General features: G+C 73.9%; 1 protein-coding gene. It reads left to right on the top strand.

From position 1 onward, the window contains the following. The first annotated feature begins 526 nt into the window (after window positions 1-526). Window positions 527-2,359, top strand: a complete 1,833-nt coding sequence (locus ACFRMQ_RS40170) for an APC family permease (protein WP_380735855.1) — start codon at window positions 527-529, stop codon at window positions 2,357-2,359. Window positions 2,360-2,391 lie beyond the last annotated feature (32 nt).

Here is a 2,391-nt window from a genome sequence, read left to right as displayed (position 1 = left end):
GACCAGATCCGGTCCGCGATCAAGAGTCCGCAGGTTAGGGCGCCTCTGGTCAGCGGCCTGTAAATCTGTCGCGCAAGCTACGCAGGTTCGAACCCTGCACCAGCCACAGGATAGAGAACAGCCCCCGATCTGCGGAAACGCGGATCGGGGGCTGTTTTGTTTGGTTCGGGCCGCCGGGTGGGGCGGTGTGGCGGGGGGTGGGCTCCGGGGGCACTTATTGCACATAGCTTGCAATTGCGGGGTGTGGGCAGCAGAGTGGGGGCCGGGGGTGGGAGTCCTTCGACAGAGCTGATCGTCTTCCCAGCCGGCGACCGCCGGGACAACGGCTCGCCCCACCCCCGCCAACAGCCATCGGACGGCGCCGGTTCCGGCGCCGGAGCAGCCGCGCGGGCGGCCGTGCCGGGGCGGCGTCAAGGGCGTGTCAAGGGCGCTCGCGGCGGCGTCAGGAACGCGTAGGGGCCGCCCGGGCGCCGGGGGCGCGGACCGCAGGATCGGGACCAACTACCGACTGCGGAGGTCCCGTCCGATGTCCAGCGCCACCACCATCCCGGCCGTCGAGGCCGAACCCGAGCCGCCGGACGCGGGGGCGGGTGACGAGCGGCACCGGCTCAGCGCGCTCGGCGGACTGGCCGCGCTCTCGCTGGACGCCATGGCCTCGGTGGCGTACGGGCCCGAGTCGGTCGTGCTGGTGCTGGCCGCCGCCGGGGCGTACGGGCTGGGCTTCACGCTGCCGGTCACCGCGGCGATCGCCGTCCTGCTGGCGGTGCTGGTCGCCTCCTACCGGCAGGTGATCGCGGCGTTCCCGGACGGCGGCGGCTCCTACGCGGTGGCCAAGGCGCACCTGGGCCGCCGGACCGCGCTGACCGCGGCCGCCTCACTGGTCATCGACTACGTCCTGAACGTCGCGGTCTCGGTCACCGCCGGCGTCGCCGCGCTCACCTCGGCCGTGCCGGGCCTGTACGGCGACCGGGTGTGGCTCTGCCTGGGCGTGCTGGCGCTGGTCACGGCGGTGAACCTGCGCGGGATCGCCGAGTCGGCGCGCTGGTTCATGGCGCCGACGGCCGTCTTCGTCCTCTCCGTCCTGACGATCGTCGTGGCCGGACTGTTCCGGGACGCCCCGGCCAGTACCGCGGCCGCCGCCGGTCACGCCTCGACGCTCGCCGAGAACGCCACCACCGTCGGCGCGCTGCTGCTGCTCAAGGCCTTCGCGGCCGGCTGCTCCGCGCTGACCGGGGTGGAGGCGGTGGCCAACGCCGTCCCCTCCTTCCGCACCCCCCGGGTCAGGCGCGCCCAGCACACCGAGGTCGCGCTCGGCGCGCTGCTCGGCGTGATGCTGGTCGGGCTGGCCGTGCTGATCGGCCGCTTCCACCTCCAGCCGGTCGAGGGCGTCACCGTGCTCGCCCAGCTCGCCGACGCCTCGCTCGGCCACGGCTTCGGCTTCTACGTCGTCCAGTTCGCCACCGTGCTGCTGCTCGGGCTGGCCGCCAACACCTCCTTCGGCGGGCTGCCGGTGCTGCTCGACCTGCTCGCCCGGGACAACCACCTCCCGCACCTGTTCGCGCTGCGCGCCGACCGGCAGGTGTACCGGTACGGCGTGCTGTTCCTGGCCGTGGTGTCGGCGGCGCTGCTGGTCGGCTCCGGCGGGGACGTCAACAGCCTGGTGCCGCTGTTCTCGATCGGCGTGTTCGTCGGCTTCACCGTCTGCCAGGTCGGCATGGTCCGGCACTGGTTCCGGCACCGTCCCGCCGGTTGGCGGTGGAGGGCCGCGCTGAACGGCTTCGGCGCGCTGCTCACCGGGGTCGCGGCGCTGGTCGTCACCGGCACCAAGTTCACCGAGGGCGCCTGGGGCATCGTGGTGGCCCTGCCGCTGCTGGTGCTGCTGTTCGAGGCGGTCCACCGTGGCTACGCGCGGATCGGCGAGCGGCTGGAGCTGGGCCGGGTGCCCGGCCCGGTGACCCGCCGGCGCAGCCTGGTGGTCGTCCCGGTGACCGCGATCACCCGGCTGACCAGGGACGGCCTGTCGGCGGCGCTCTCGCTCGGCGACGAGGTCATGGCCGTGACCGTGGTGCACGAGCCGGCCGCCGCCGAGGCGCTGCGCCGGGACTGGGAGCTGTGGCGGCCGGGCGTGCCGCTGGTGGAGATCCCGGACGGGCACCGCCGGCTGGGGCGGCCGATCGCCGAGTTCGTCAACGAGCTGGGGGCGGAGCACGCCTACGACCGGCTGACCGTGCTGATCCCCGAGGTGGAACCGGTCCACTGGTGGCAGCGCCCGCTCCAGAACCGGCGCGGCGCGGTGATCGACCGCGCTCTGCGCCGGCACACCGACGCGGTGGTCTGCCGGCTCCGGATGCGGATGTGACCAGGCGAAGGGGGAAGGGGAAGGGGAAGGGG

The sequence above is a fragment of the Kitasatospora sp. NPDC056783 genome (genome assembly GCF_042789895.1).
Classification (GTDB): Bacteria; Actinomycetota; Actinomycetes; order Streptomycetales; family Streptomycetaceae; genus Kitasatospora.
This window is presented reverse-complemented; position numbering and strand designations above follow the sequence as displayed.

Bases quoted from the DNA above. Each gene is read 5' to 3' on its own strand.
- ACFRMQ_RS40170 (WP_380735855.1), top strand. From the start codon at position 527: ATGTCCAGCGCCACCACCATCCCGGCCGTCGAGGCCGAACCCGAGCCG.